Source organism: Pigmentiphaga sp. NML080357 (assembly GCF_002188465.1).
Lineage (GTDB): Bacteria > Pseudomonadota > Gammaproteobacteria > Burkholderiales > Burkholderiaceae_B > Pigmentiphaga.
The window spans coordinates 25,250-45,947 of record NZ_NINW01000038.1 but is presented as its reverse complement, the minus strand read 5'-3'; the positions used below and the strand labels follow the sequence as shown (position 1 = coordinate 45,947).

The following is a 20,698-nucleotide window of genomic DNA, read 5'->3' as shown; positions in this document are numbered from 1 at the left end:
AGGAATCGCCTCAGCTTATGCCTTTCGCGGGCGGCGTTGAATAGGGCCTTCTACGAGGGCCAGGCCGATCAGCCGCAGGCAGGCGTAGACGACGCGCAGGGTGGGGGCCGGCAGTTGATGATGGGCGGCCAGTTCCAGCAGGACGCCCAGGATGGGATCCAGCTCCAGGGGGCGTCCGGCTTCCACGTCCTGCAGCATGGAGGTCTTGTGCAGGCGGCTGCTGCGTGCCCGCGCAAAGGCGGCCTCGACGTCGACAGCCGCCGACAGGCCGCAGGCCCGCGCTATCTGCAAAGCCTCGCCCATCAGTTGGCCGGCCAGCCATTCTCCCTGCTCGTCGTCCAGGACCTGTCCGAAGCCGAGATGAGAGATGGCGCCCAGCGGATTGAAGGCGACGTTGATCAGCAGCTTGCGCCACTTCTCGAGGCGGATATCGGCGGCGAGCTTGACCGGAAGTCCGCAGTGGGCCAGCAAGTCGGCCGGCCGCTCCGCCGCCAGCGAGCCTTCCAGCACATCGCCCACGGCAAACTGGTCGGTGGCGACGACGGCTTCCACCAGCGTTGCATCCGGACGGAACGATAAGCCCTTGGTGACGGTGCAGCCCACGATGCGTTCCAGGGGCAGGGCGCGTTCGGCATCGCCATCGGGGTCGACCGAGCGCAATCGCAAGGGATGACCGGCCGTGCCCAGGAACTGCCACCAGGGGAGTCCATTCTGGGGCAGCACGATGCGAGCATCCTCGACGTGGCGGGCGAACTGGCGCGCCGCGGCCGGCAGGTCCTGGGCCTTGACGGCGAACACCACCATCTCCCAGTTGCGCGCGTCCGGCGGCACGGCGCTGCACCGCAGGGCTATCGTCTGCGTCTGCGTGCCGGACTGCCGCGCGAGCCGCGCGCCATGGGCCTCGATGTCGCGAAAGATGGGGCCGCGTCCGTGCAGCATGACGTCGACGCCCGCAGCGGCAAGCTTCGCCGCCAGGTAGGTGCCGATGGGGCCGGCGCCGATCACCAGTGTGCGCATGGCGGCCTCATAGCTCGTAGCCCCGCTGGATCAGGGCCTCGTCTATCCATGTGTGATCGTAGGCGCCGGCCTCGATCTGCGCGACCACTTGTTCCTCCCGTTGCTGGATGGCGCGCGCGGTGCGGGCGACGTACTCCAGCTGCTGCCGTGGAATCGCGACGACGCCGTTGCGGTCGCCCACCACCAGGTCTCCCGGCTGCACCACCATGCCGCCCAGCGATACCGCGACGTTGAGCTCGCCGGGACCGTCCCGGTAAGGGCCCCGATGGGTATAGCCGCATGCATAGACCGGGAACTCCGATTCGGCGATGCAATCGATGTCGCGCACGGCGCCATGGATGACGATCCCGGCCAGCCCGCGCTTGCACGCCCAGGCGGTCATGATTTCACCGACGATGGCCTGCTCCAGCACGCCTCCCGCGTCCACGACCAGGACGTCGCCGGGCCTCGCGCTGGCGATGGCTTTGTAGACCATCAGGTTGTCGCCGGGAGGCGTCCTGACCGTGACGGCCGGCCCGATCATGCCGCCGCCCCGGTGCAGCGGCTTGAGCGCGGTCCCGGCAGGCAAGAGCTTGCCCAGGCTGTCCGAGATATTCGGGGTCGGTATGCCCCGTATCGCGTCGAGGATCCCGGATGCGGGGGCGGGCGGGGCGGGATGGATGCAAAAGCCTGGTTTCATGGAGCGTCCTCAGGGCGATGACTATCGCTCAGTCCTTTACGTGCTGGTAGGTGAATGTGCTCGCGTCGATCTCCGGCTCCATGCCGGCGGCCTCGGCCGCGGGAAAGTTGAGCTCGATCTTCACGCCGTTCGGGTCGAACAGGAAAAGCTGGTAGAGCCCCTGGTCGTTGACCCGCCGCTGCCGGAAATCGATGCGCTTGGCCTTCAGGTCGGATACCGTGTCGCGCAGGCCGCTGCAGCGAAAGCCGATATGGTCGATGACGCCGGAGCCGCTGGTCTGCTCGGACTGCTGGCCGAGGTAGCGCTTGCGATTGTCGGTGGCTTTGCGGCCGCCATGGGTGATATGCAGGACGTCGCGGTCGCCCAGGTACATCCACTGGACGGGAAACCCGAAATTCGGCGTCGGCCCCGGCGCGAGCCCGAGGACGTGCTGGTACCAGCGGATGGTGCCTTCGAAATCCGTGGTCTGGACGAGATAGTGCTCGATGTATTGCAGGGGCATCGTTGCGGCCTCCATGGGGCGGTGGCGTTCGGGATCGATCACGCGTTCGACGCGTGCTCCAGGGTCATTGCCGAAGTGAATTCGCCCGCCTCGAGAAGCGTGATCTCCGCTTCGCCGGCCCCGTCGAGCCGGTGTTGCCGGGCACGCTGGTATTCCGGCGAGTGGTAGCAATCGAGCGCGTGCTGGAGGGAGGGGAACTCCAGCACGACGAAGCGCGTGAAATGGCTCGCGCCTTCGACGTGCACGAATGGCGCGCCGCGGGACAGCACCCGCGCGCCATACTTTTCGATGATCGCGGGAACCTGCTCCGCATACTTCAGGTAGCGCACCGGATCGATGACCCGGCTTCGTGCCAGCCAATAGGCGCTCATGGGATACCTCGACAGGAAAGGGATCAGGCGGGGACTGCGCCGGACGCGGGCAGCAGGCGTATCGGTCGTTCGATGGCGTCGCGCATCAACTGGTTGGCATCCTTGACCATCAGGCTGCGGGCAAGCGCTCTTGCCTCGGCGACGAAATCCGATGCAGGCAGGGACCGGCGGTCGAGCTCGCGCGTGGCCCGATCGGCCAGGTCCGCCATTCTCTCGTCGAGCTCGCGGCGGTCGCGGGTCTCCAGCTCCAGGAACGCGCAGCCCGCGGCGGCGAATTTTTCCCGCGCCAGGGCGCCGCCCAGGCCGTACAGGATCTGGGTTTCGGCCTGGGCCTCGGCTCGCAGCCAGTCGTTCAGGACGGATTGGAGATCAGGAGGCAGCCGTCGCACGAACGCCTCGCTCAGGCCGAATTCCATGTTCATCATGGAGACCCCCACCTCGATTCGATACGGTGCTTTCACACCCACGCCGAAGACGTCGGCCGACCCGTCGGCGAGCGACACCGCGTCGATACTTCCGGCAAGGAAAGCCGGAAGCAGTTCGACCGAACTCAGCGCCACGGGAGCGGCGTCGAGCGCGACCGCGATCCGGCTGTCCAGGCCGGCATTGACGCCGATCGACATGCCGCGCAGATCGGCAAGGCGCTTCACCGGCTTATGGGAGAAGAGATGATAGGCGCCGGTGGCCTTCAACCGACCCATCAGCAGTCCAGGTTTCTCGAACTCGGCCCTCAGGTATTTCGAGTAGAGCCGCTCCGCGACTTCGGTGCCGATCTCGCTGTTCGGAAAGAGGCCGGGCAGCGCGAGGAGCTGGGTCATGGGGTAGTCGTCGGCCCGCCAGTTCGTGTAGCAGGGCGCAAGGTCGGTCCGTCCATCCGCCAGCGCCTCGAAGCCCTCGATGGCGGGATGGGCGCGTTCCGCCCAGTGACCCTCGGCCGCGAGCCGTCCCCCGGACATGCGCCGCAGGACCGAGAACGCGGGCTGGAATACCTGTTGGACGACGAAGGCGTCGTCCGCGGGATGGGCACTGACCCGCATGACCGCGGCTGGGCCCGGCCGCGTCGGCGGCGCGTGCCCCACGTCGCCTGCCAGCCACGCTCGCGCTGTCGCGCACCGGACGAGTTCCTGCTCGATGGAATTGGGCATGATCCAAGTTCGCTAGTCGTTGGTGGTGGGTATGCCTTGCGTCACCGCAGGCGCAACCCTTCGATGACTGCCGCCATTTCCCTGCGTTCGGACTCCCCCAGCTGCTGCAGCTCGGCGGGCGTACTGCCCTTCGCTCGCAACCCATAGCCGGCGATCTGGTCGCGGCTGGCCTTGCGGCCCAGCACCTCGCGGACCGCCTCGCTCAGCTTGTGCAGTACAGGGGCGGGCGTATCGGGTGGCGCATACATTCCCACCCAGGGGACGTACTCGAATTCGGCGACACCGGCTTCTTTCAAGGTCGGCGTATCGGGCAACTGGGGCGACCGCTCGCCGCCGCCGACCGCCAATGCGCGCAATTGGTCCGTCTTGATGAACGGGACCGCGACCGATACCGCGATCCAGGTGGCCTGGATCTGGCCGGAGACCACGTCCGCGACGGCCTGGGGGCCGCCCCGATACGGGACGTGCAAGAGGTCGGCGCCGGTGGCCGACTTCAGCATCTCCATGGCGATATGCTGGGGGCTGCCCATCCCGACCGAGCCGTAGGAGAGCTTGCCGGGATGCCGCCTGGAATAGTCCACGAACGCTTGCAGCGTCGATACGGGCAGGGCTGCGGGCACGACCAGCACGCTCGGGAGTTCGGCAATCATGCTGACCGCCGACAGCGTGCCGATGTCGAAAGACGGCCGGTCGGGCAGGTTCGGAACGAAGGTGATCAGGCCATTGTTCAGCGCCGCCAGCGTGTAGCCGTCGGGCTTGGCGCTGTGCAGCCGGGCTGCGCCCAGTACGCCGCCCGCGCCGGGCAGGTTCTCGACGATCACTTTCACGCCCAGCTTCTTCGACAAATCATTGGCGACCACCCGGGTCGCGATGTCCGAGGCGCTTCCCGCCTGCAGCGAGACGATCACGGTGATGGGCTTGGAGGGGAAGGCCTCTGCGGCGAGAGCCGGACGGCAGGCGAACCCGACGAGGAACAGGGCGAAAGGCAGTCCTCGGCGCAATCCGGCGCAGGAAGCGGATTTCATGCGGTGTCTCCGGTCTTTCTTTATGGCGACCATGGTAAGCCGATCGCCCCTGCCGGTTATGTCTGTTTCCGATGCGCTATTGGCGTTTTCCAATATGTGCCCGGCGGGCAGGGAACACTGCGAATGTGCAAGTTTTCCGCATATTTCTCCGCCTTCGGCGAATGGCGCCGTCCTACAGTGCCCATGCCGCTTCTCGCCTCACCCCTTATCCGTCCACTATGCAGGTTCATATGGCACCGTTCGAATCGAATTCGTCCTCCGGGACTCGTTGCACTGTCGCAGTCGCCGGGCTGGGCATCATGGGCTCGGCCATGAGCGCTAATCTTCTTGCCGCCGGATTTCGAGTCATCGGCTATGACCCCGTGGAGGACGCCCGTCTCGCATTGGCGCAGGCCGGCGGGGAAGCGGTAGCCTCCATCCGGTCGCTGGCCGCCTCGTCCGATCGATTCCTGCTTTCCCTGCCCACTGCCGAAGCGTTGCTGGACACCGCGCGCGAACTGGCGGGACACGCGGCCCCGGGCAGCATCGTCGCCGATGCCAGCACGTTGGCGCATGGCGCCAAGCAAGCGGCACGCGGCATTCTGAATGCCGCCGGAATGGTGCTCCTGGATACGCCTGTGTCAGGCACCGGGGCGCAAGCGCGCAGGAAGGACATCGTGGTGTATGCGAGCGGCGATACCGACGCCATTGCAGCCTATGGGCCCATATTCGCCGGGTTCGCGCGCAATCACTACGACCTGGGCACATTCGGCAACGGCATGTCGATGAAACTTGCCTCGAATCTGCTGGTTGCCATCCATAATGTCGCAGCCGCCGAAGCGATCCTGGTGGGCATGCGGGCGGGACTCGCGCCGGAAACGATGGTGGAGATCCTGGCCGACGGCGGCGGCCAATCGCGGATGCTGGAAATCCGCGGGCCGCTGATGATCGCCCGGGCATGGGATGTGCCGACGGTGAAGGCATCCGTGTTCGACAAGGATCTTGCGCTGATAGGCGAGGCGGTGCGGACGCTGGGCATTCAGACGCCATTGCTGGATGCCAGCGTGCCCGTCTATCGAGCGCTTATGGCGCGTGGCCATCGCGACCACGATACGGCGGCCGTGTTCGCAGTGCTCGAGGAAATGGCGCGGGGCTAGACGCCCATGTAGAGCTCCCTGACCAGGGCATTCTCGTGGAGACTGGCTCGATTTCCCGAGAAGCGGATTTCGCCATGGACAATGACATAGCCGCGATCGGCGATGCGCATCGCCTGGGTGAAATTCTGCTCTGCCATCAACACCGTCAAGCCGCGCCGCGCCTTGAGTTCTGCAATCTTCTCGATCATCTGCTGGACCAGGATGGGGGCGAGTCCGACCGAAGGCTCGTCGATCAGCATAATACGCGGCCAGGACATGATGGCACGTCCCAGGGCCACCATCTGCTGTTCGCCGCCGCTCATCCTGCCGGCTATTTGTCCGCGGCGTTCGGCCAGGCGGGGAAAAACCTCGAAGCACAGTTCCAGGCCTTCCTTGACGCGGCCGCGGACGGCAGGGCGAGAGCCGCCCAGCAACAGATTTTCTTCTACGCTCAACTGGGGGAACAGGTGCCGGCCTTCCGGGACGACTGAAATCCCGAGGTTCACGATCTGTTCGACTGAATATTCCGCCAAGTCGTGACAGACCCCGTCGATCGTCGCCGTCACTTCGCCCGACGCGGGCTTGATGAGTCCTGCGACCAGTTTGATCAAGGTGCTCTTGCCGTTGCCGTTGGTTCCAAGCAGGGCCACCGTCTCGCCGTCGCCGACGTCCAACGACAGACCGTGAAGAACCTGCACCGAGCCGTAGCCTGCGCATACGTTCCTGATTGCAATCGCCCCCACGCCTATTCTCCAAGATATGCCTTGACGACCGCGGACATTTGCACCACCTGCCGCGGGTCGCCGTCCGCGATCTTCCTGCCCGCCATCAGGACGACGATGCGCTCCGAGAACTTCATCATGGCGTGCATGATGTGTTCGATCATCAGCACGGCCACACCGTGCTCCTTCAGGCCAAGCAACAGGGCCAGAATTTCTTCAATCTCGGATCCCGAGAGCCCGGCGAGGGCCTCGTCCGCCACCAGCAGACGAGGCTGCATGGCGATGGCTCGCGCCAGTTCGAGCTTCCTCAGTTCGACCTGGGTGAGTCCGCGAGCGGGATGGGCAGATTTGTGCAGCAGGCCGACGGACCGCAGGATCTCGTTCGCAGCGTCGGCGAGCTCGGCCGCCGATAGCGGTGGACGCCGGGCGTAGCGCAGCGGCACGTGCAGGTTCTGCGCTACGGTCATGCTGGTCAATGGCCGAGGAATCTGGAAGCTGCGCGCGATGCCGCGTCGTGCCCTCGCGTGGGGCGCAAACCGGGTGACATCCTCGTTGTCAAAAATAATGCTTCCTTCATCCGCCAGCAGCGCGCCAGCGATGCAGTTGACGAGCGTGCTCTTGCCGGAGCCATTGGGCCCGATCAGGCCCAGCCGCTCGCCTGGTCGGATGTCCAGATCGACGCCTTCCAGCGCAACGAAGCCACCGAAGCGCTTGACGATGCCGCTTGCCTGCAGCAGGATGGGGGCATTCATGACCGGTTCCTTTTCCTGCGGAGCAGGACTTCCACTGCGCCCAGGATGCCTTGCGGGGCCACCGTGACGCATACGAGCAGCGCCGCGCCGACAATGATCAGATTCCAGTCCGGCGACAAGGCCACCGTGGTGTATTGGAGCAGGCTGCCCAGCAAGAGCCCGCCTACTACCGGCCCTAGCCAGGAATGCATGCCGCCGATGAGCGGCACCGCGATGCTGTTGATCGAGAGTGTGAGACTGAACGCCGCGGTGGGTTCGACATAATTCAGAAAATGGGGGAAAGTCGAGCCTGCCAGTCCCATCAGCCCGCCGCTCAAGCTCGTCACGATAATCTTCATTTTCAGCGTAGGCACGCCGAGCGCCTCGGAGGCGACTTCGTCGTCCCGGATGGCGGCTAGCCCGCTGCCCAGGGGCGATCGTTGGACAGCTCTCGCCAGCGCGACGCCGGCGAGGGCCTGCAAGGCCAGGACGGCGCACAGCAGTTGGATAGGCGTCGCATAGCCGGGGGGAAGGGCGTCGACCATGATGACGTAGGCCCCTCGCGCTCCGCCTACGAATTCCCAATTGATGACCAGCGTGAACAGGACGACGGACAGCGCGAGGGTGGCGATGGAGAAATAGACGCCGCGCAATCGCAGCGTGAGGTACCCGACCATGGCGCCCAGCAGGGCAGCCGCGGCTGCGGCGGCGAGCATGCAGGCCAGCAGCGGCGCGGCCATGAGCTTGACCATGACGATCGAAGTGTAGGTGCCGGTTGCGAAGAATGCGGATGCGCCGAAATTGACATAGCCGGTGAATCCTCCCAGCAGGTTCCAGGCGGTGGCCATCAGAATGAGCTGCAGCACCGAGTAGGCGGCGAAGTAGAAATACTCGCCGCTGTACACGAAGGGAGCGAGGGCGGCCAGCAAGAACATGCCCGTGGCGGCGAGGTAAAAAAAACGGCTCGAATTCATCGGCTGAAGAGTCCTGAAGGGCGGAAGGCCAGGGTCAACAGCAGCAGGCCGAAGGCTGTGGCAGGAGCCCAGGACGGGCCGAAGAACGTAGCCGTCGTTGTCTCGGCTATGCCGAGGATCACTGCACCGGCAAGCGCGCCGTACAGGCTGCCCATGCCGCCGAGGATGCATACCGCAAACACCATGCCGATGTACTCCCGGCCAAGGGCCGGCTGGATCGGCTGGATCACGACGAGCATTGCTCCACTGATCGCGGCGGTGGCGGTAGCCAGGCCGAGCGCGCAGCTCTTGATGCCCGTCGGGCTGGTTCCCATCAGCCTCAGCGCGACGGGGTCCTGCGCCACGGCCATCACGGCGCGTCCGAAGAACGTTCGTTTCAGGAACTGGCGAAGCAGGACGATCATTGCCAGGGACACGCCGAAGGGAACGAGGATTCTCAGCGGTACGGCCAGAGAGCCCCATCGGAGGATCTCGTCGGTGTAACTGGCGTGCACCGATTGGTAGTCGACGCCGAACGCCACGATCAGGAAGGCTTCGATCAGGAACAGGAGGCCGAAGAAGAATACCAGCCCTCGCAGCGCATCCTGCCCTGAGCGCTCGAAGCACAGGTAATAGATCCGATAGACCGCGTATCCGGCAAGGAAAAACAGCGGTGCCAGCGCCAGGCCCGCCACGAACGGATCCATACTCAACCATCGATTGAGCAAGATGGCGAGGTAAGCGCCTAGCAGCACGAACGCGGGGTGAGCGATGTTCACAATGTTCAGCATGCCGAAGGCGATGGTCACCCCCAGGGCGGTGGCTGCGAAGAAGCCCCCCAGCATGATGCCGGCAAATAGCGTGTTGACCGTCAGGCTCAAGGTATCGTCCATGGAAAGTCCATGCCATTGTGGGAAAGACGTTTTTCATCGCGCAAGCGCGCGAGGGTCAGCTGACCGAGGGCGGATACGGATAGCGGAGATCGCCGGATTTGAATTCAGCGGGAGCCAGGATATGGACGCGGCCCGCACGCTTGAATTGGTCGATGCTGTTGCCTTGGACGCTGTGGTACTGGGACCATAACGTACGACCCTTTTCCCACTCGCCGTTGGCGCCGAACTTCACCGAGCCGACAACCGTGTCGAACCGGGTCGCATGGATGTAGTCCGCCAGCATCTTTTGATCCGTACCGCCGGTCTTCTCTACGGCCTGACCAAGGATCTCCATCATGGCGTAGGCGAAGGGCGGCACGTAATATCCCAGGGGATCCACGCCCAGTTTCTCCGCCCTGGGTTGGTATTTCGACAGAAAAGCTTCTATTCCCTTGAAGGACAGTGTCGGCTCCGGAACGTACATTTCCGGAGAGACGAGGCCATTCATCAGATTGCCGAGCTGCTGTTTGACGGCGGCATATTGCAGTCCGACCATGCCGCCGCCGAATACGGTGGTGCGCAGGTTGACCTCATGGGCTGCCCGCACTATGCCAACGGTATCGGGAGGGAATGACGCGACGAACACGGCGTCCGGCGCGGTCGCGGCGACCGACCCGAGCATGGGCGAGAAATTAGTCGTGTTGGGAGGATAGGTCTTGTCGTAGACAACCTTGAATCCGTGTTTCCTCGCGTTGGCCCGGGCGCCTTGCAGCACCATCGCTCCGTACTCGTTATCCACGCCCACCAGCGCGATGGACGTGGGTCGCGGCTTGGCGCTTGCCACTACATCGAAGAATCCGGCGGTCAGGTCCACCGCGGGATCTGCCCCATTGGGCTTGATCTCGAAGTACCGGTCGTACTTGAACTGGGCATTCGAGTTGGTGCCGAACAGCGACATCAGGACCATGCGCCTGCGCATCGCCACCGGCAGCGCGGGCGCGATGAAATTCGTGCCGTACCCCGATACGATGAGGTCGACCTTGTCGACGTCGAGCAGCTTGGTATAGATGCCTGGCACCAACGATCCGTTGGATTGGTCATCGTAGTAGACCAGTTTGACCTGCCGGTTCAGCAACCCGCCGCGCGCGTTGACGTCCTCGGCCCATATCTGCATGGCCAGAAGGGCGGCCTTGCCGTTGGCGGCCACGCTGCCTGTCAGTCCCATGCCCATGCCGATCTTCAAGGGCCGACGCGTGGGCTGCCCCCGGGCGAAGGGCGCAATGCCGAGGCCGGCCATTAATCCCAAGATCTGCCTTCGATGACTGGACCGTGGCATCGGCTGTCTCCTCGTATCGTTATAGGCGTTGCCGCTCTGGGCGTCGGACTGTGCAAGATGCTAGCGGCGCGAATGGCGGTCCGGGTTGCACGAACAGAAGAGGGTTTTGTCGATTTGAGCGCAACGCTGGCCTTGCGCGCTCGCCGGTGGCGTGGACTTGCCTGTGTCCGAACGTATGCCCCGTCTGGGCGCGACTCGCGTCGCGGATCAGCGCCCAGACTCTGTAGCAGCCACGGACGCGCCCAGAACGGCCTTGCGGCGCGAGTAGAGGAAATACACCGCCAGACCCGCGAGGATCCACAGGCAAAAGGCCAGCCAGGTGAAGCTGCCCAGATGCGCGATGAGGAAGACGCAGCAGGCGACGGCGGCGAGCGGGACATAGGGCACGCCGGGGCAGCGGAAGCCGCGCGGCAGGTCTGGGTGGGTCCTGCGCAGCACGATGACCGCCAGCGAGATCAGCGAGAATGCGGTGAGGGTGCCGATGTTGATGAGCTCGGCCAGCACGGCCAGCGGCACGAGGCCGGCGATCAGCGCGAAGATGAGACCCACCGACCAGGTTAGGGAAAAGGGCGTCGCATAGCGCGGATGCAGGGCGGCCAGCTTGCGAGGCAGCAGGCCGTCTCGCGCCATGGCGTAGAGGATGCGGGTCAGGCCGTAGCTCATGACCAGGATGACGGTCGTCATGCCCAGGATGGCCCCCAGGTCGATGACGCCGGCCAGGCCCATCTGGCCGGTGCGTTGCAGCGCCAGCGAAACCGGATGGTCTGAGTTGGCCGCGAAGTCCCCGTAGGGCACGATGCCGGTCATGACCAGCGTCACCAGCACGTACAGCACGGTGCAGATCAGCAGCGAGCCGAGGATGCCGAGCGGCAGCGAGCGCTGCGGGTTCCTGACTTCCTCGGCCGACGAGGCCACGGCGTCGAAGCCGATGAAGGCATAGAACATCAGGGCTGCGCCGGCATAGACGCCGCTCATCCCGTAGGGCATGAAGGGCGTCCAGTTCTCGGTGCGCACGTGCATCGCCCCGGCGGCGATGAACAGGACGACCACCAGGATCTTGATCACGACCATGATGTTGTTGACGCGCTTGGACTCGCGTATGCCGACCGAGAGCAGGGCGGTGACGGCGGCGATGACCAGGAAGGCCGGCAGGTTGAACAGCGTGGCGCGGTCAGGCATCGCGCCCGGCGCGGCGCGCAGCGCCTCGGGCAACTGTATGCCCAGGCTCACGACCAGCGACTGGAGGTAGCCTGACCAGCCGGCCGCCACGGCGGAGGCGGCCAGGCCGAACTCGAGTATCAGTATCCAGCCTATGAGCCAGGCGGGCAGTTCGCCCAGGGTGGCATAGACGTAGGTGTAGACGGAGCCCGAGACAGGGAGCGAGGACGAGAACTCGGCATACGACAGGGCCGAGAAGAAGCACGCGACGGCGGCGAGGACGAAGGAGAGCGACAGGGCGGGGCCGGCGATGAGGCTGCCCGTGCCGGTAAGGATGAAGATGCCCGATCCCACGACGGCGCCCACGCCCAGCATGACGAGGTCGAAGGTGGAAAGGCTCTTGCGCAGGCCGGCCGCCTGGCGCTGTTCCATCATGCTGTCGATGCTCTTGACTCGGAACAGGTCCATGGTCGCCTCCGCTGCGGTATAGGGCGCCGGGACCGGCGCTGCGGCATGCTCGATGGTGGCCTCGCCAGCAGGAATCGAACCTGCATCTGAGTCTTAGGAGGACCCTGTTCTATCCATTGAACTATGGCGAGCCTTGCCGGGATCCGCGATGCAGGTCCGGCAAACCCCGCATTCTAGCATCGCCCGCCGGCCGCGCGCCGGCCGGCGGGCCCCGCGGTGCGCCGGACCGCGGCGGATAGGGGTTGTCATGGTCCGTTCACACTATTGCCGCATTCTCGTCACTGTTTTGTCTCTCGGCGAACTGGCTACACGACGCGACGATGACCACCATAGATCTCGTTTACTTCAATGCCGGAGGCGGCCATCGCGCTTCCGCGCTGGCGATCGAAGCCGCCATCGGCGAATTGGGCTGGCCATGGACCGTACGGCTGGTCAATCTCTTCGAAGTCCTCGATTCGCGCGATATTTTCCGCAAAGTGGTCGGCATGCGCCCCGAAGACATCTACAACAAGCGCCTGGCACGCGGCTGGACGCTCGCCATGCGGCACGAGCTGAGATTGCTGCAAGGCGGCATCCGCCTCGGGCACCGGCTGATGGCGCGCAAGCTGCGCAGGCACTGGAGCGAGACCCTTCCGGATGCCGTCGTGTCGATGGTGCCGAACTTCAACCGCGTGATGTATGAAAGCCTGGCCGAGGCGCGGCCGGGCGCGCCCTATGTGACCATCCTGACCGACCTCGCCGACTATCCGCCGCGGTTCTGGATGGAGCGCGGCCTGCAGCAGCACGTGATATGCGGCACGCCGAAGGCAGTCGAGCAGGCACGCGCGATGGGGTATGCCGAGCGCCAGATCCATGCCACGTCGGGCATGGTCATCCGGCCGGACTTCTACAGGCAGGCCGTGGCTGACCGGGCGCAGGAGCGGCGCCGGCACGGACTCGATCCGGCACAGCCCACCGGCGTGGTGATGTTCGGCGGGGAAGGGTCCAGGGCCATGCTGCGCATCGCCCAGGAACTGGCCGACACGCAGCTCATCCTGCTGTGCGGGCGCAACCGGGCGCTGGCCGAGCGGCTGCGCGCGCAGCCAGCCCGCGCCCCGCGGCTGGTGCAGGATTTCACCTCGGAAATCCCGTACTTCATGACGCTGGGCGACTTTTTCATCGGCAAGCCGGGGCCCGGGAGCATCAGCGAAGCGGTACGCCGGGGGTTGCCCGTCATCGTGGTCAGCAACCGGGCCACCATGCCGCAGGAGCGCTACAACGCGCAGTGGGTGCGCGAGGCGGGGGCGGGCATGGTGCTGGACAGTTTCCGCTCGATCCGCCCGGCGGCGGCCGAGATGATCCGCTCGCTGGCCACCTTCCGCGCAAACGTGGCGAGCATCGACAACCAGGCCGTTTTCGAGATTCCCCACATCCTGGCCGAGATCCTGCGCGCCCATGGCATTCCCGCGCAAACGGGCGCGCAGGATGCGCTCTGGCAACCGGAGGCCCGGGCCGCCCACAGGCCCTAGGCCGCGGCTTCGATGGAGGTCTGCACCTCTTCCGTCGTGGCGCGCCGCAGCTCGCGCCGCTGGCCGAAGTCGAAGCGCCGCCCGCGGTGCAGCGTGGCGGTGTTGTCCCACATGACCAGGTCTCCCACGCGCCAGTGGTGGCGGTAGACGAACTCGCGTTGGGTGGCGTGCTCGAGCAGGTCGAGCAGCAGCATGCGGCCTTCGGCCACCGTCATGCCGACCACCTCGCAGGCATGGATGCCGACGAACAGGATCTTGCGCCCCGAACGCGGGTCGGTCTGCACCAGCGGCCATTGCACTGCGGGAATGGCCTGGCGCTGGGCCTCGGTGTAGTCGGTATCGCCGAGCAGGAAGCGCGAATGCAGCGCGTAGTGCACGGCCTTCAGGTCGCGGATGGTCGCTTTCATGTCCGCGGGCAGGTGGTCGTAGGCGGCGCGCAGGTCGGCGAACTCGGTTTCGCCGCCGTGGCCGGGCACTACTACCGCGGACAGCATCGAATATTTCGCGCGGGGCCGCTGGAACGAGCTGTCGCTGTGCCAGAGCTGGTTCGCGATGTTGCCGACGATCTTCGCATGTTCGCGGCCAGCGACGGCGCCGTCGGCCGTGACGTTGGAAATGTCGGCCAGCTCCGCGTAGTCGAACCGGTGGGCGCCGCCCTTGACCTTGCGCAGGCCAAGATCGAGCGGGCCGAAATACTTCGCGAAGCGGATCTGCTGGTCCTGGTCCAGGGGCTGGTCGCGGAATACCAGCACGGCATAGTCGTCCATCGCCTTTTCGATGGCGCGGACCGAGACCTCGTCCAGCGGGCGGCTGATGTCCAGGCCGGATGCCTCGGCGACGAAGCCTGGCGTCAGGGGGGTAAGCGAGAGTGCCATGATGAGAGTCGCTCCTTGAAAGTCACTCGATCTTGATGCCGGCGGTCTTGACCACCTTGGCCCATTTGTCGATTTCCGCGTCGATCAGCGCGGCGTATTGCTCGGGCGTGGAGCCCACCGGTTCCATGCCCAGTTGCCCCATGCGCGCCGACAGGTCGGGCGCCTTGACGATGCGCGCGATGTCGGCGCCCACTCGCCGCCGCAGTTCGGCGGGCACGCCGGCCGGTTCGATGATTCCTATGGTGCTCATGGCCGAGAACCCCGGCACCGTCTCGGCGATCAGCGGCACGTCGGGTTGGCTCGCGGCGCGCTTGGGGCTGGCCAGGGCGATCAGCTTGAGGCGCTTGTCCTCGACGTAGGGCATGGCCGAGAACATGACGTCGAACAGGAGCGGCACACGGCCGCCGATCACGTCCTGCTGCGCGGGGCTGCTGCCCTTGTACGGCACGTGCACCAACTCGATGCCCGCCATGTGGGCGAGCAGTTCGCCGGCCAGATGCGTGCCCGTCCCCACCCCGGGCGTGGCGTAGCTGAGCTTGCCGGGGTTGCGCTTGGCGTAGGCGATGAGCTCGGGCACGGTGTCGACCGGCAGCGAGGGATGCGCGAACAGGCCGAAGTGCGTCAGTGCCACCTGGGAGACGGCAGCCAGGTCCTTGCGCGTGTCGTAGGGCAACGAGGCCTGCATGCTCGGATTGATCATCAGCGCGCTGATGGCCATGCCCAGGGTGTAGCCGTCCGGAGGCGCCTTGGCGACCGTGTTGGTGCCGGTAATGGTGCCGCCGCCGGGCTTGTAGTCCACCACGACCGGCTGCTGCCAGGCGGCCTGCATCTTTTCGGCCAGCATGCGGGCGATGGTGTCCGTGGGGCCGCCCGGGGCGAAGGGCACGATGAGCTTGACCGGCCGGCTGGGCCAGGCCGGATCGGGCTGCGCGCCTGCCAGGCGCGGGCCGGCCGCGGCGGCGAGCAGGGCCGCGAGGGCCGTGCGCCGCCGGGGATGGGGCAGGAAGTCGGGCATGGTTGTCTCCTTTCTTTATCGTGAAGAGCCGGCGGAACGCTCAGGCGGGCGCGGTTCGCCGGCGTGGGGGGGCGGCGGTCGCCGCGGGCGGCGCGGCCGCGGTGGACGAGGTCAAGGCCGCGCCCGATACGCCGCCGATTTCGGCGGCGAAGTCGGCCGCCGCCCGCAGCAGCCGGGGAATGACGAGGTCCTGCAGCTTGTCGGGCGTGATGAGGAACGAGGGGCCGCCGCAATTGATGGCAAACACTTCGCCGCTGGGGGCCTGTACCGGCGTGGCGACGGCGTTGATCTGGGTGTGCCACTCGCCCAGCGAGGCCGCATAGCCGAGCCGTTGCGCCTTGCGCAGCGCGGCCTCCAGCCGCGACCCGGGCACGGCGCTGCCGGCGCGCAGTGTGTCGGCGCTTACCGTGGCCCGTGTCACGGGATCCACGCCCGCCAGCCACGCCCGGCCCAGCGCCGAACTGGCCAGCGACATGCGCGTACCGACGTCGGCGCCGAGGAAGGCAACCGCCGAACGCGCCCGCGCCGCCTCCACCACCAGTATGTCGATCCCGTCGCGCAGTCCGAGGAAGGCCGAGGCGCCACAGGCTTCGGCCAGGGCCACCAGGTGCGGCCGGACCATCCGGCGGGCGTCGATGGCCCCGAGGAAGGACTGCGCCAGGCGTACCACGCCGGCCGCGAGTTCGTACTTGTCCGAGTCCGGGCAGGGGCGCAATTGCCCCAGCGCAACCAGGGTGGAAATCAGGCGATAGGCAGTGGGGCGGGGTATGCCCGTCGCTTCGGCAACCTCGCCGTTGCCCAGCGGGCCACGGGCGCGGGCAAAGCAGTCGAGCACGGCGAAGCCTCGCTCGAGGGCGGTGACGTTGGCGGGCGGCTTGGAGCGGCGTCGCATCGTGTTGGCGGTATCCGGCGGGGCGGACCGGAGTGTCCGCCGTCGAAGCTCACTCTAGGAGCGCCTGTTCGCGAAGACAACCGTTTTCAAAAACCATTTTCATTTTTGCGCTTTTACGCCCGTCTTGGGGCCGCCCGGGGAGGGGCGCCGGCCGATGCGCGGGCCGGGTTCACGCGGGCGGTTCGGTGCTCAGGAGCGCCTCTTCGATCGCCGCCCGGGTCAGCCCGGGGGCCAGCTTGCCGACGAATTCGTACAGGTGGCGCGGCCAGTAGGCGCCTCGCCGCGCCAGGGCGTAGACCGTGCTGGTCGGGAACAGGTGGTCCACGGGCCGCGCATCGAGCTTGCGGTCGCGCGACCGGGAATAGGCGATCAGCGGGATCACGGCCAGGCCCACGCCGGTGGCGGCATAGCTTTTCATGATCTCCACGTCGGTGCCGCGCATTGCGATCTTGGGGGCCAGGCCTGTCGCGGCGAAGGCTTCGTTGACGCGACGGCCGATGGCGTGCTGCTCGCTATACGTGATGAGCGGATAGCGGGCGATGACGGGCAGGGTCAGCGCCTGGGCGGCGAACACCGGGTGGCCGCGCTCGCCGATCAGGACGTGCTTGAGTTCGTAGCAGGGAATGGTGGCGAGCGAGGGCGGCAGGATCTGCGGCGCGGTCGACAGGCCGAGGTCCACTTCGCCCGTGGCGACCAGATTGGCGATTTCCGAGGGCGTGGCCTGCACCAGGTGCAGGCCCACCCCCGGATGGCGCTTGGCGAATCCCGGCACGATGTCCTGCAGGGCGTAGCGCGCGTGGGTATGGGTGGTGGCGATCGCCAGCCGTCCGCCCGCCTCGCGCCGGTGATCCGCCACGATATGGGCGATGTCCTCGGTAGAAGCCAGCATGCTGCGCATGCAGCGCAGCACCTGGCGTCCCACGTCGGTCAATCCCAGTATCCGGCTCTTGGACCGGATCAGCAGCGCCGCGCCCAGGCTGTCTTCCAGCTGCCCCACCTGCTTGCTGACCGCCGACTGCGTCGTATGCAGCGCCCGTGCCGCCCGCGACACGCTCATGTCGTGGTCCACCACGGCGCAGAACGCCCGTATCTGCTGCAATTTCATCCGGGTATTCCATTTTAGAATAGACCTCCGCAATTTATCATTTCCTGGAAAACCCGCGCCGCACTACGATGGCTACATAGACGAGAACATCAGCGAGACAGCATCGTGACTCCCGATACCACGCCCGCGGCCCTGGAAGACCTGCAAGCCTGGGTGGGCCGCAGCGAAACCTCCACCGACGTCGTCACCCCGCAACTGGCCGAGCGCCTGTCCGCCACCCTGGAGTCCGCCCGCGGCGCCACGTTCGCGCGTGGCTCGGAGTTTCCCCAGATGTGGTACAGCGTGCTCTTCCCGCGTGTCGTACCGCGTTCGCAGCTCGGCCGCGACGGCCATCCTGCGCTGGGGGACTTCCTGCCGCCGGTGCCGTTGCCCAAGCGCATGTTCGCCGGCAAGCGCATCCAGTTCGTCGCGCCCATCCGTGTCGGCGACGAGCTGGAGCGGGTATCCACCATCGCGTCGATCACCCCCAAGGAGGGCAGCTCCGGGCCTCTGGTGTTCGTTACCGTGCGCCACACCATCGGCGGTGCGGCCGGCACGGCGGTGATCGAGGAGCAGGACGTCGTGTACCGCAACAGTACGCTCGGCAAGGGAAGCGGTTCGGCCAAGGCCGCGACGGCGCCTGCCTTCGAGGCGCAGCGCAGGTCCGACCCCATCGTGGCCGATGCCGTGATGATCTTTCGCTACAGCGCGCTGTGCTTCAACGGCCACCGCATCCATTACGACTTTCCCTATGCCACGCAGGTAGAGGGATATCCGGGCCTGGTGGTCAACGGCGGCCTGTCCGCGCTGTGTGCCACCGAGCACCTGCACCAGGCCTGGGGCGGCCCGCGCCTGGCCCGCGTGACCACGCGCAATACCGCCCCCCTGTTCGAGGGAGACCCGTTCCGCATCGAAAGCCGGACGGGAGACGAACCGGGCACGATCGAGTTTCGCGTCGTGACCGAGGCCGGCAAGACCACCCTGCAGGGATCGGCCCAGCGGGAGGCGGCATGAATACAGGCATGCAGAACGGCGGCCAGGCTGGCGCCCGCGCTCCGCTGGAAGGGCTGAGGGTGGTCGACCTGACGCAAGTGGTGGTCGGCCCCTATGCGACGCAGTTCCTGGCCGATTTCGGCGCCGAGGTCATCAAGATCGAACATCCTTCGGGCGACCTGGCTCGCTGGATCGGCGGCCGTTCGCCGACGCCGGGCATGGCCGCCAAGTACCTGCACCTGAACCGCAACAAGAAAAGCCTGGCGCTGGACCTGAAGAAGCCCGGCGCGCTCGATGCGCTCAGGAAACTGATTGCCACCGCCGACGTGGTGGTGCACAACATGCGGCCCCCGGCCGCAGCGCGGCTGGGACTCGCCGCGGAAGACCTGATCGCGCTCAAGCCCGACCTGATCTATTGCAGCGTGGTGGGCTTCGGACAGGAGGGCCGGTATCGCGACAAGCCCGCCTACGATTCCATCATCCAGGGGGCTTCCGGGCTCGCCGCCATCAACAACGGCGGGGATGGCCAGCCGCGCTTCGTGCCCATGGTCATCGCCGACCGGACGGTCGGCGTGATGGTGGCCAACAGCATCCTGATGGCCGTGGTGCAGCGGTTGCGGCACGGCGGCCCGCAGGTGGTGGAGGTGCCCATGTTCGAGAGCATGACGGCCTTCGTGCTGGCCGAGCACATGTTCCTCAAGACCTTCGACCCGCCGCTGGGCGCGGCCGGCGATTCCCGCCTGCTCGATCCCAACTCGCGGCCCATACGCACCGCCGACGGCTATATCTGCGTAACGGCCAATACCGACGCCCAGGTCTTTGCCATGTTCGACGCCATGGGACGCCCCGAGCTGCGGACCGATCCGCGTTTTGCCGAGAAGCGCGCGCGCTTCGAGAACATCGGCGAGATGTTCCGGATCCGCAACGAGGTGTTCGCCACCAAGACCACCGCGCAATGGCTGGAGATCCTGGAGGCGGCCGACATTCCCGCGATGCCGCTGCATACGCTGGATTCCGTACTGGAGGACCCGCATCTGGCCGAGACGGGGCTGTTCCAGAAGATCGAGCATCCCACGGAAGGCACGATCACCAACCTGCGCAACCCGGTCCGGTTCTCGACCTACGAGCCGGCGCTCAAGTGGCCGGCCCCCCACATCGGCGAGCACAGCATCGAGCTGTTGCGCAGCGTCGGCGTCGACGACCGGGCCATCGACGCCATGGTGGCGAGCGGAGCGACCGTGGACCATGCCTCGCCCCGCGCGGCCGCCTGACGAGCGGAGGAAACATGACCACGAGCATGGCCGAGCTGGCCAAACAACGCGATCTGCCGGTGTGGCGCTCGCTGCTTTACGTGCCGGCGAACGTGCCGCGCTTCATCGAGAAGGCGCACACCCGCGGGGCGGACGCCATCATGCTGGACCTGGAAGACAGCGTGCCGGCGGCCGAGAAGGACGCCGCCCGCGCCGCCGTGGCGAGTGCCGCGGCCCAGGTGCGGCGCGGCGGCGCCGACGTGCTGGTGCGCGTGAACCGTCCGCTTGCGTCGTGCGTGCGCGATATCGAGGCCAGCGTGTGCGGCGAGGTCGATGCGATCGCCATTACCAAGGTCGACGGCCCGTCGCACGTCAGGCTGCTCGACGAACTGGTGACGGACCTGGAGGCCGCGCGCGGCCTGGCCCTGGGAAAGACGCGCTTCCTGCTCATGATCGAGACGCCGGAGGCGTTCGAGCAGATGACCGACATCGCCCGCGCATCGCCGCGCGTGGCGGCGATCAACATAGGGGGCGAGGATTTCGCCTTGAACGGCGGTTTCGAGCCGACCGACGAAGCCTTGCTGATGCCCAAGCAGCGCATGATCCTGGCGGCGCGGGCCGCCGGCGTGATGCCGCTGGGCTATATCGGCACGGTTGCCGATTTTTCCGACTGGGACCGTTTTCGCGCCATGGTGCGGCGGTCGAGGCAGTTCGGTTTCGACGGAGCGAGCTGCATCCACCCGGGGCAGGTCGCCATCGTCAACGAGGAGTACGGGCCGCGGCCAGAGGAGGTGGCGCATGCCGTGCGCGTCATCGAGGCCGCGGATCAGGCGCAAGCCCAAGGGCGCGCGTCGTTTCAACTGGACGGCAAGATGATCGACATCCCGGTCGTCGAACGCGCCCGCCGGCTGCTCGCGCGCCAGCGGCGCATCGAGGCGCGGGCCGCCCGTACGTAGGGTGAATAGGCCCTAGGCCGCCAGGCAAGCG

The 20,698-nt window shown here is 66.4% G+C and carries 21 protein-coding genes and 1 tRNA gene; 5 read left to right on the top strand and 17 right to left on the bottom strand.

Going from position 1 to position 20,698, the window contains the following annotated elements; all coding sequences use genetic code 11:
• Nucleotides 1-15 precede the first annotated feature (15 nt).
• Genes CDO44_RS17225 through CDO44_RS17200 form a run of 6 tightly spaced genes read right to left on the bottom strand, consistent with a single transcriptional unit; the run spans nt 16 to nt 4,739 of the window.
• Nucleotides 16-1,017 (bottom strand): ketopantoate reductase family protein, encoded by a 1,002-nt coding sequence (locus CDO44_RS17225; protein WP_233146243.1) that lies wholly within the window; start codon nt 1,015-1,017, stop codon nt 16-18.
• 7 nt (nt 1,018-1,024) lie between these two features.
• Nucleotides 1,025-1,696, bottom strand: coding sequence for an RraA family protein (locus CDO44_RS17220; protein ID WP_087781512.1), 672 nt, complete (start codon nt 1,694-1,696; stop codon nt 1,025-1,027).
• A gap of 28 nt (nt 1,697-1,724) precedes the next feature.
• A complete protein-coding gene (locus tag CDO44_RS17215) occupies nt 1,725-2,240 on the bottom strand; it encodes a VOC family protein (RefSeq protein ID WP_233146242.1) in 516 nt (171 codons plus the stop codon).
• On the bottom strand, nt 2,237-2,569 hold the full coding sequence (locus tag CDO44_RS17210; RefSeq protein WP_087781511.1) for a DUF1330 domain-containing protein: 333 nt from the start codon (nt 2,567-2,569) through the stop codon (nt 2,237-2,239). The genes CDO44_RS17215 and CDO44_RS17210 overlap by 4 nt, the downstream gene beginning before the upstream one ends.
• 23 nt (nt 2,570-2,592) lie before the next feature.
• Nucleotides 2,593-3,714: a TRAP transporter substrate-binding protein DctP gene (gene dctP / locus CDO44_RS17205; RefSeq protein ID WP_087781510.1), complete on the bottom strand. Its 1,122-nt coding sequence runs from the start codon at nt 3,712-3,714 to the stop codon at nt 2,593-2,595.
• Between the two features lie 41 nt (nt 3,715-3,755).
• Complete coding sequence (locus CDO44_RS17200) at nt 3,756-4,739, bottom strand: tripartite tricarboxylate transporter substrate binding protein (RefSeq protein ID WP_087781509.1); 984 nt, start codon at nt 4,737-4,739, stop codon at nt 3,756-3,758.
• Nucleotides 4,740-4,810: 71 nt separating this feature from the next.
• On the opposite strand from CDO44_RS17200, the gene CDO44_RS17195 reads away from it, so the two are divergent.
• Nucleotides 4,811-5,875, top strand: coding sequence for an NAD(P)-dependent oxidoreductase (locus tag CDO44_RS17195; protein WP_087781508.1), 1,065 nt, complete (start codon nt 4,811-4,813; stop codon nt 5,873-5,875).
• Here the strand turns inward: CDO44_RS17195 and CDO44_RS17190 are convergent.
• The 7 genes from CDO44_RS17190 to CDO44_RS17160 form a co-directional block, all read right to left on the bottom strand.
• Nucleotides 5,872-6,597: an ABC transporter ATP-binding protein gene (locus CDO44_RS17190; protein WP_233146241.1), complete on the bottom strand. Its 726-nt coding sequence runs from the start codon at nt 6,595-6,597 to the stop codon at nt 5,872-5,874. The two genes, CDO44_RS17195 and CDO44_RS17190, sit on opposite strands and share 4 nt — an antisense overlap.
• Before the next feature lie 2 nt (nt 6,598-6,599).
• Nucleotides 6,600-7,328, bottom strand: coding sequence for an ABC transporter ATP-binding protein (locus tag CDO44_RS17185; RefSeq protein ID WP_087781507.1), 729 nt, complete (start codon nt 7,326-7,328; stop codon nt 6,600-6,602).
• A complete protein-coding gene (locus tag CDO44_RS17180; RefSeq protein ID WP_087781506.1) occupies nt 7,325-8,281 on the bottom strand; it encodes a branched-chain amino acid ABC transporter permease in 957 nt (318 codons plus the stop codon). The genes CDO44_RS17185 and CDO44_RS17180 overlap by 4 nt, the downstream gene beginning before the upstream one ends.
• Nucleotides 8,278-9,153 carry a branched-chain amino acid ABC transporter permease gene (locus tag CDO44_RS17175; RefSeq protein ID WP_087781505.1) on the bottom strand — a complete coding sequence of 292 codons (876 nt, stop codon included), beginning with the start codon at nt 9,151-9,153 and terminating at the stop codon, nt 8,278-8,280. Before CDO44_RS17175 ends, CDO44_RS17180 begins: the two co-directional genes overlap by 4 nt.
• Nucleotides 9,154-9,208: 55 nt before the next feature.
• Nucleotides 9,209-10,468 (bottom strand): amino acid ABC transporter substrate-binding protein, encoded by a 1,260-nt coding sequence (locus CDO44_RS17170; RefSeq protein ID WP_198951379.1) that lies wholly within the window; start codon nt 10,466-10,468, stop codon nt 9,209-9,211.
• A 207-nt stretch (nt 10,469-10,675) separates the two neighbouring features.
• A complete protein-coding gene (locus tag CDO44_RS17165) occupies nt 10,676-12,094 on the bottom strand; it encodes an amino acid permease (RefSeq protein ID WP_087781503.1) in 1,419 nt (472 codons plus the stop codon).
• Between the two features lie 56 nt (nt 12,095-12,150).
• A tRNA-Arg gene (locus CDO44_RS17160) sits at nt 12,151-12,225 on the bottom strand.
• A gap of 189 nt (nt 12,226-12,414) precedes the next feature.
• Between CDO44_RS17160 and CDO44_RS17155 the strand changes: the two genes are divergently transcribed.
• A complete protein-coding gene (locus CDO44_RS17155) occupies nt 12,415-13,602 on the top strand; it encodes a glycosyltransferase (protein ID WP_087781502.1) in 1,188 nt (395 codons plus the stop codon).
• Here the strand turns inward: CDO44_RS17155 and CDO44_RS17150 are convergent.
• The 4 genes from CDO44_RS17150 to CDO44_RS17135 form a co-directional block, all read right to left on the bottom strand.
• On the bottom strand, nt 13,599-14,477 hold the full coding sequence (locus CDO44_RS17150; RefSeq protein ID WP_158213319.1) for a TauD/TfdA family dioxygenase: 879 nt from the start codon (nt 14,475-14,477) through the stop codon (nt 13,599-13,601). The two genes, CDO44_RS17155 and CDO44_RS17150, sit on opposite strands and share 4 nt — an antisense overlap.
• Before the next feature lie 22 nt (nt 14,478-14,499).
• Complete coding sequence (locus CDO44_RS17145; protein ID WP_087781500.1) at nt 14,500-15,492, bottom strand: tripartite tricarboxylate transporter substrate binding protein; 993 nt, start codon at nt 15,490-15,492, stop codon at nt 14,500-14,502.
• A 40-nt stretch (nt 15,493-15,532) separates the two neighbouring features.
• On the bottom strand, nt 15,533-16,384 hold the full coding sequence (locus CDO44_RS17140) for an IclR family transcriptional regulator (protein ID WP_087781499.1): 852 nt from the start codon (nt 16,382-16,384) through the stop codon (nt 15,533-15,535).
• A 169-nt stretch (nt 16,385-16,553) separates the two neighbouring features.
• Nucleotides 16,554-17,489, bottom strand: coding sequence for a LysR substrate-binding domain-containing protein (locus tag CDO44_RS17135; RefSeq protein WP_087781498.1), 936 nt, complete (start codon nt 17,487-17,489; stop codon nt 16,554-16,556).
• Between the two features lie 105 nt (nt 17,490-17,594).
• Between CDO44_RS17135 and CDO44_RS17130 the strand changes: the two genes are divergently transcribed.
• The 3 genes from CDO44_RS17130 to CDO44_RS17120 are packed head-to-tail and all read left to right on the top strand — an operon-like array spanning nt 17,595 to nt 20,667.
• Nucleotides 17,595-18,482, top strand: coding sequence for a MaoC family dehydratase N-terminal domain-containing protein (locus tag CDO44_RS17130; RefSeq protein ID WP_087781497.1), 888 nt, complete (start codon nt 17,595-17,597; stop codon nt 18,480-18,482).
• On the top strand, nt 18,479-19,732 hold the full coding sequence (locus CDO44_RS17125; protein WP_087781496.1) for a CaiB/BaiF CoA-transferase family protein: 1,254 nt from the start codon (nt 18,479-18,481) through the stop codon (nt 19,730-19,732). The genes CDO44_RS17130 and CDO44_RS17125 overlap by 4 nt, the downstream gene beginning before the upstream one ends.
• Nucleotides 19,733-19,746: 14 nt before the next feature.
• Nucleotides 19,747-20,667 carry a CoA ester lyase gene (locus CDO44_RS17120; protein ID WP_233146240.1) on the top strand — a complete coding sequence of 307 codons (921 nt, stop codon included), beginning with the start codon at nt 19,747-19,749 and terminating at the stop codon, nt 20,665-20,667.
• Nucleotides 20,668-20,698: the final 31 nt, after the last annotated feature.

Bases quoted from the DNA above. Each gene is read 5' to 3' on its own strand.
- CDO44_RS17225 (WP_233146243.1), bottom strand. From the start codon at position 1,017: ATGCGCACACTGGTGATCGGCGCCGGCCCCATCGGCACCTACCTGGCG.
- CDO44_RS17220 (WP_087781512.1), bottom strand. From the start codon at position 1,696: ATGAAACCAGGCTTTTGCATCCATCCCGCCCCGCCCGCCCCCGCATCC.
- CDO44_RS17210 (WP_087781511.1), bottom strand. From the start codon at position 2,569: ATGAGCGCCTATTGGCTGGCACGAAGCCGGGTCATCGATCCGGTGCGC.
- dctP (WP_087781510.1), bottom strand. From the start codon at position 3,714: ATGCCCAATTCCATCGAGCAGGAACTCGTCCGGTGCGCGACAGCGCGA.
- CDO44_RS17200 (WP_087781509.1), bottom strand. From the start codon at position 4,739: ATGAAATCCGCTTCCTGCGCCGGATTGCGCCGAGGACTGCCTTTCGCC.
- CDO44_RS17195 (WP_087781508.1), top strand. From the start codon at position 4,811: ATGCGCTATTGGCGTTTTCCAATATGTGCCCGGCGGGCAGGGAACACT.
- CDO44_RS17185 (WP_087781507.1), bottom strand. From the start codon at position 7,328: ATGAATGCCCCCATCCTGCTGCAGGCAAGCGGCATCGTCAAGCGCTTC.
- CDO44_RS17180 (WP_087781506.1), bottom strand. From the start codon at position 8,281: ATGAATTCGAGCCGTTTTTTTTACCTCGCCGCCACGGGCATGTTCTTG.
- CDO44_RS17175 (WP_087781505.1), bottom strand. From the start codon at position 9,153: ATGGACGATACCTTGAGCCTGACGGTCAACACGCTATTTGCCGGCATC.
- CDO44_RS17170 (WP_198951379.1), bottom strand. From the start codon at position 10,468: ATGCCACGGTCCAGTCATCGAAGGCAGATCTTGGGATTAATGGCCGGC.
- CDO44_RS17165 (WP_087781503.1), bottom strand. From the start codon at position 12,094: ATGGACCTGTTCCGAGTCAAGAGCATCGACAGCATGATGGAACAGCGC.
- CDO44_RS17155 (WP_087781502.1), top strand. From the start codon at position 12,415: ATGACCACCATAGATCTCGTTTACTTCAATGCCGGAGGCGGCCATCGC.
- CDO44_RS17150 (WP_158213319.1), bottom strand. From the start codon at position 14,477: ATGGCACTCTCGCTTACCCCCCTGACGCCAGGCTTCGTCGCCGAGGCA.
- CDO44_RS17145 (WP_087781500.1), bottom strand. From the start codon at position 15,492: ATGCCCGACTTCCTGCCCCATCCCCGGCGGCGCACGGCCCTCGCGGCC.
- CDO44_RS17140 (WP_087781499.1), bottom strand. From the start codon at position 16,384: ATGCGACGCCGCTCCAAGCCGCCCGCCAACGTCACCGCCCTCGAGCGA.
- CDO44_RS17135 (WP_087781498.1), bottom strand. From the start codon at position 17,489: ATGAAATTGCAGCAGATACGGGCGTTCTGCGCCGTGGTGGACCACGAC.
- CDO44_RS17125 (WP_087781496.1), top strand. From the start codon at position 18,479: ATGAATACAGGCATGCAGAACGGCGGCCAGGCTGGCGCCCGCGCTCCG.
- CDO44_RS17120 (WP_233146240.1), top strand. From the start codon at position 19,747: ATGACCACGAGCATGGCCGAGCTGGCCAAACAACGCGATCTGCCGGTG.